Here is a 7124-nt window from a genome sequence, read left to right as displayed (position 1 = left end):
TTACTTACTGGTTTTCCTTTCTTTTTGAATTTATGTTATTATCTCAAATTTAAGCCTTTCCAGATCATTTAAGAATATATCCACAAATCTAAGGTTTTCAAAAAGGAGGACAACGATACCATCAAAGTTGCAGGCCTATGTCCCTCTTTTAAAAAGAGGGTGGCATCCCGATGCATATCGGGATGACGGAAGATTTTCATTCATTATGTTGTATATTTCTACAACACCCGGATAGTTCGGGGCCTCCACGAAGCTGAACCTTTTGAAAGATTCACAGAAGTACTGTTGTCATTTAAGCCCGGTACGGGCGAAAGTATGGTACATAAGAATTCCCCGCCAAACAGAGCTGCGGCGGAGCGAAAGAACAGGGAATAACCGAGGGCTTCACTTTGAGTGAAACCCTCGATAACTTTAATCGGGTTTATCCCTCTAACGCCCTGTTTCTCTAAATAAAATTTATTACTTTTGCACATCTTGAAAACAAGGACAAAAAAGAACTATGAATATTTCGTATAACTGGCTTAAAAGCTACATCAACACAGATTTAGACGTTCACAAATTATCAGGTATTTTAACCGATATCGGACTGGAGGTAGGGAGTGTGGAAGAGGTGGAATCTGTGAAAGGTGGACTGAAAGGTATTGTGGTTGGTGAGGTACTGACCTGTGAAAAACATCCCAATGCCGATAAATTAAGCCGTACTACAGTGAATATTGGTACTGGTGAGCCTTTACCAATTGTATGTGGTGCACCGAATGTAGCGGCTAGACAAAAGGTAATCGTCGCAACGGTTGGAACAACGCTTTTTATGGGTGATGACAGTTTTACGATTAAGAAAGCAAAAATTCGTGGTGAGGTATCTGAAGGGATGATCTGTGCAGAGGATGAAGTCGGTTTGGGCAGTTCACACGACGGCATCATGGTGCTGAATCCCGAAGCCGTTCCGGGAACACTGGCTAGCGATTACTTCAAGGTGGAATCAGATTATATGATCGAGGTTGATCTGACGCCAAACCGTATAGATGCCGGTTCGCACATTGGTGTGGCCCGCGACCTTGCTGCCTATCTGCAACAGGAAAGCAAAGATATTAAAGTCAACTGGCCTTCGGTAGACGATTTTAAAGTTGACCATACAAATTATACGCTGGATGTAAGCGTTGCAAATCATGAGGCCTGTCCGAGGTACAGTGGCGTAACCATTTCAGGTCTTACCGTAAAGGAATCTCCTGATTGGTTAAAGAAACGCCTCGTTTCTATCGGCATGAACCCGATCAACAATGTGGTTGATGTGACCAACTTTGTATTGCATGAACTGGGACAACCTTTACATGCCTTTGACGGGGACAAGATATCGGGTAATAAAATTGTGGTCAGAACACTTGCAGACGGTACAAAATTTACAACACTCGATGAACTGGATCGTGAAATGAGCGATCAGGACCTGATGATCTGTAATGAAACGGAGGGAATGTGTATCGGTGGTGTATTTGGTGGGCTGGATTCGGGTGTAACAGAAAGCACAACTAAAATATTCCTTGAAAGTGCCTACTTTAATCCGGTTTGGGTGCGTAAGACCGCACGTCGCCATCAGATCAGTACAGACAGTTCTTTCCGTTTCGAGCGGGGAATTGATCCGGCCGGAACAGTATACGCACTGAAACGGGCTGCCATGCTGATAAAGGAAGTGGCCGGTGGTGAGATCAGTTCTGAGGTCGTGGATATCTATCCGGAACCTGTAAAACCTTTTGAGGTGGAATTTTCGGTGTCCAGAACACAAAAAATCATAGACAAAAACCTGACTAAAGAGATTATTCTGAATATCCTCAATAGTCTTGAAATAAAGGTAGCAGAAGACAAAGGTGATATTCTGAAACTTGAAGTGCCGACCTATCGGGTGGATGTTCAGCGGGAAGCAGATGTGATGGAGGATATTCTCCGGATCTATGGCTATAACAAGGTTGAATTATCCGATACGGTACACTCAACCATTTCGTATGCCAAAAAGCCTGATGATCATCGCGTGAAAAACATGGTGGGTGATTTACTTTCAGCCCAGGGTTTTTATGAAATTATGAATAATTCGCTTACCAAAGCGTCTTATTATGAAGGTCTGGAAACCTTTAAGCCGGAGCATCTTGTTGAGATATTGAATCCTTTGAGCATAGATTTGAATGCCATGAGACAGACACTCTTATTTGGTGTGCTTGAATCTGTGGTATATAATCAGAACAGAAGAAACAGTGATCTGAAACTGTATGAATTCGGAAACTGCTATTATTTTGATAAAAAAGAAGATTTAAAGGATGGCGTTGCTTTGGCAGCATATTCCGAGGTACAGCATCTGGCGCTTGCTATCACGGGTTTCGGATCAAAAGAAATATGGAATCAGGCTCAGAAAGAGATGGATTTCTACGACCTGAAAGCGTATGTGCTCAATGCATTGAAAAAACTGGGTATTCATTCCGGTTCATTGATTGGTGGCGAGGTGGAAGACGATGATTTGCTTGATTACGGCATGACATATCTGACCCGGAAAGGCGATACGCTGGTGTATTTTGGTAAGGTGGCCAAAAAATTACAGAAACAGTTTGACATTGATAATGAAGTTTACTACGCCGACTTCAACTGGGACGTGGTTCTGAAAGAAATAAAGGAGGTAACCACAGCTTATAAAGAGATCAGTAAATACCAGGAAGTACGACGTGATCTGGCGCTGTTACTGGATAAAACTACACGGTTTGAGGAAGTTGAAAAGATAGCCTATAAAACAGAGTCAAATTTGTTAAAGGAAGTGTCCCTGTTCGATGTATATGAAGGAAAGAATTTGCCAAACGGTAAAAAATCGTACGCGGTAAGTTTTATTCTTCAGGATGAGAACAAAACATTGAAAGATAAAGATATAGATAAAATTATGCACCGTCTGATAAAAGCCTACGAACATCAGCTGGATGCACAGTTACGATAATTTTCAAACGATCAGAGTAAAAAGATGGAGAATGTTCAGGTTCAGTTAAAAAAAGCTGTAACAGAAGCACTGGCAACATTATATCAGTTGGAACAGAAGGTTGAATCCGTTCAGTTTCAGCAGACCCGGAAAGATTTTGAAGGTGATTTAACACTGGTTGTTTTTCCCTATTTAAAAGCATCAAAGAAGAAACCGCAGGATACTGCAGAAGAAATTGGGTCATACCTAAAAGAACAAGGTTTTATTTCAGATTTCAATGTGGTGAATGGTTTTCTGAACCTGTTGCTTGGGGAAGAAAAGCTGATTGAACAATTGAATACCATTGCAGCTACTGAGAACTATGGTCTTAAAGCAGTAAATGAAGATTCCCCGCTGGTGATGATTGAGTATTCATCGCCAAATACCAATAAGCCGCTTCACCTGGGACATATCCGCAATAATTTGTTGGGATTTTCGTTGGCTAAGGTCATGGAAGCCAATGGTAATAAAGTGGTTAAAACCAATATTGTTAACGACAGGGGTATTCACATTTGTAAATCCATGCTGGCATGGCAAAAATGGGGTGAAGGTGAAACACCGGAATCAACGGGCATGAAAGGCGACCATCTGATTGGTAAATACTATGTGAAGTTCGATCAGGAATTTAAAAAGGAACTGGCAGACCTGCAGGCTCAGGGCATGACAAAAGAAGAAGCGGAGAAAGCTTCGGTGTTGATGTCTGAAGCCCGTGAGATGCTACGGAAGTGGGAAGCAAAAGACGACGAAGTTTATACGCTTTGGAAAACCATGAACAGTTGGGTTTATGCCGGTTTTGATGAAACCTATAAGGCGCTGGGTGTAGCTTTTGATAAAATTTACTACGAGTCGGATACCTACCTTGAAGGCAAGGAGAAAGTATTGGAAGGCCTTGAAAAAGGTGTATTTTACCGCCGGGATGACGGCTCCGTATGGGCAGATCTTACCAAAGACGGACTGGATGAAAAAATACTTCTGAGAAGCGATGGCACATCAGTCTATATGACGCAGGATATCGGGACTGCAAAATTGCGTTATGAGGACTTCGACATCGACAAGATGATTTACGTGGTAGGTAATGAACAGAATTACCATTTCCAGGTCTTATCTATTTTGTTGGACAAGCTGGGTTTTGAATGGGGTAAGGATTTGGTTCATTTCTCCTACGGCATGGTGGAACTTCCTGAAGGAAAAATGAAATCCCGTGAAGGTACAGTGGTTGATGCAGATGATCTGATTAAGGATATGACCAATACGGCCAGGGAAGTTTCTCTCGAACTGGGAAAACTGGAAGGTTTTTCTGATGAGGAAGCAGCAAACATTTTTCGAATTGTTGCATTGGGAGCTCTGAAATACTTTATTTTAAAAGTTGATCCGCGCAAAAACATGACCTTTAATCCAAAGGAATCCATTGATTTTAATGGGAATACAGGCCCGTTCATACAATATACCTATGCCAGGATTCAGTCTGTATTACGTAAAGCAGCAGATACCGGAATTACAGTTACCGGTAAAGCAGATCCGGATATTGAACTGAATGAAAAAGAGAGCATCGTAATCAAGCGCTTATCCAATTTTCCACAGGTGGTGAAAAGTGCCGGTGATAATTACAGTCCTGCGTTAATTGCCAATTATGCGTATGAGCTGGTTAAAGAATACAACCAGTTTTATCACGACTGTACCATTCTGGGAGAAGAAGATGAAAAGAAAAAGCAGCTTCGCCTGCTGATTTCAAAAACAACAGGCGAAACCGTTGAAACGGCTCTAAGTCTGCTTGGAATTGAAGTACCTGAACGGATGTAAACTACTTGTAATGAAATATGAGGGCTTATGATTGAAATAAAGGTTTCTGATAAACTTCATATTCAAAAGTATCATGTTTCAGAGTTGGCTGAATTTGTCTCTGGTGACTATTATAGAAATCTGAATATTAAGCCAATTTCACCACAACGTGTACAATCTTATATTCACAATCCCCGGTCCGTTAAAGATCATATTTCTTTATATCTTTTAATTTCTGAAAAGCGACTCATTGCATTTAGGACCGTTTTTGCGGATCAGATCGTTCTGGGAAAAAAGCTTTACAACTTTGGCTGGTGCAGCGGAAACTGGGTGGATCCGGATGAAAGAAGAAAAGGATATTCTGATCTGCTGCTTCGGGAAATGTATGAGGATTGGGAAGGCCGGCTGATGTATACCAATTATGCTGATGCCTCACACAAATTATACCATAAAACAGGTCAGTTTAAGCTTTTAAGTCAAAGAACCGGAGCTCGTTTTTACGGTAATATTGATGTAAAAACGTTCACCAGTGGAAGAGAAGAATATAAGCTTATTAATGCTTTTTCATTTCTTATTGATCCATTTATTACGTCCTATGCAAAAATAAAAGCACGATTGTTTTCCAAATATGACCTGAGCGCTTATTCGGTTTATCTGGATTCTTCACCAACTATATCATTTCTCAATAACTGTATGGATACCATTTCACCCTTAAAAAGAGCGGTGAAGGAATTTAAGTGGATTTTTAATTATCCATGGGTATCAACGGATAAATCAGATAGAATCAATTATCCGTTTACATCCTATCTTGATGCTTTTGAATACCTTTTGGTCACATTGGTTCACAAGGTATCAGGAGAAGAAACCAGGTTGATTCTTTCCCGTCAAAAGGGCAATCTGAAATTTTTATACCGATTTGGAAGTGCGGCTCCGGATGTCATGGCAGAGTTTCTGATGAACTATTGTGCAGAACACAAAATCAAAACATTAACGGTTCTGGATTCCGAACTGGCAGAAAAACTTAAATCTTTGAAATCTCCGTTTATAAAGTACCGTCCGTTCAGTATGAATATATATGCTTCATTTGCGGAAAATGAAAATGCCGGATTAACGTTTCAGGATGGTGATGGCGACGTGGTATTTACCTGAACCTATAAAGAACAGTCGTGCCGGTAATAGCGCGGTGATTTGACAAAACCCAGTTCTTTCATAACTTCTTTCTTTTTCTCTTCCGGTGTTTGATAAATAGTTTCACAGCGATCCGAGCAACATCCGTCGTGTTTGGTTTTGCATTCCTCGCATTGAATAAACAGAAGGTTACAATGTGAGTTTTTACAATTGGTATGGGTATCGCAGGGCTTTCCGCACTGATGGCAGTGCGCGATGATCTCATCTGAAATCCGTTCTCCCAGTCGTTTGTCGAATACAAAGTTTTTGCCTTTGAATTTGTTCTCCAGGTTGTTGTGATTCACCTGTCGTGTATATTCAATGACGCCGCCATACAACTGATTGACATGTTTAAACCCGTGATGTTTCAGGTAGGCACTGGTCTTTTCACACCGTACACCACCGGTACAGTAAAGAAGTACAGGTTTGTCCTCATGGCCTTTCAGCATATCCAGTACTTCCGGTAATTCATCACGGAACGTTTCAGCCTGTGGTAACTTTGCACCCTGAAAATGACCGATTTCACTCTCGTAGTAATTGCGCATATCCACGACCAAAGCACCTTCTTCAATCTTCCGGTTCCACTCTTCAGCAGTCAGGTGTTTTCCAACGTTGGTCACATCATAATCTTCCGGTTTCAGACCGTCAGCTACTATTTGTCGTCTTACTTTGACCGATAATTTAATAAACGATTTGCCATCATCTTCAATAGCAAACTTAAAAGGAACATCGCTGAATTCCGGGATGGAGTAGAGGTGTGACTTAAAGGCTTCAAAATTATGTTCCGGTATATTCATCTGTGCATTGATCCCTTCTTTTGCTACATATATGCGACCCAGACAACCAAGTTCATTCCATGTTTTAAATAGGAGGTTACGCATCTCCATCGGATCTTCCAGAATAACATAACGGTAAAACGAAATAGTTGTGCGTTTGAATGTTTCGTTGTTCAGACGTTCAAGCAACTGTTCACGCCCGAGTTTATTTATGAGTTTTAATTTGCCTCCATACGGATCCATAATCAGAAAATTTGCCTGCAAAAATAATTGATTAATTTATTTAGAACAAATTAAAATAATAGCATAAGTATTCATCGGGTGATTATTTAAATATCGTTATTATTCACCCGGTGAATAATACAGAATATTGTTACTGAACCTGAATATTCATAACTTTATTACCCGGTTTTTTAAAT

General features: G+C 40.7%; 4 protein-coding genes. 3 read left to right on the top strand and 1 reads right to left on the bottom strand.

Translation table 11 applies throughout. The annotated features are described in order from the left end of the window. Positions 1–499 precede the first annotated feature (499 nt). The 3 genes from pheT to ACE01N_RS15960 are packed head-to-tail and all read left to right on the top strand — an operon-like array spanning position 500 to position 5911. A complete protein-coding gene (gene pheT, locus ACE01N_RS15970) occupies positions 500–2965 on the top strand; it encodes a phenylalanine--tRNA ligase subunit beta (protein WP_380591165.1) in 2466 nt (821 codons plus the stop codon). Positions 2966–2989: 24 nt separating this feature from the next. Continuing rightward, positions 2990–4783, top strand: a complete 1794-nt coding sequence (argS, locus tag ACE01N_RS15965) for an arginine--tRNA ligase (protein WP_380591162.1) — start codon at positions 2990–2992, stop codon at positions 4781–4783. Between the two features lie 27 nt (positions 4784–4810). Continuing rightward, positions 4811–5911: a hypothetical protein gene (locus tag ACE01N_RS15960; protein WP_380591159.1), complete on the top strand. Its 1101-nt coding sequence runs from the start codon at positions 4811–4813 to the stop codon at positions 5909–5911. 2 nt (positions 5912–5913) lie between these two features. Here the strand turns inward: ACE01N_RS15960 and trhO are convergent, their stop codons facing one another. After that, on the bottom strand, positions 5914–6948 hold the full coding sequence (trhO, locus tag ACE01N_RS15955) for an oxygen-dependent tRNA uridine(34) hydroxylase TrhO (RefSeq protein WP_380591157.1): 1035 nt from the start codon (positions 6946–6948) through the stop codon (positions 5914–5916). Between the last annotated feature and the right edge of the window lie 176 nt (positions 6949–7124).

This window comes from Quyinboa ferrireducens (assembly GCF_042436675.1).
Lineage (GTDB): Bacteria > Bacteroidota > Bacteroidia > Bacteroidales > UBA5342 > JBHJHP01.
This window is presented reverse-complemented; position numbering and strand designations above follow the sequence as displayed.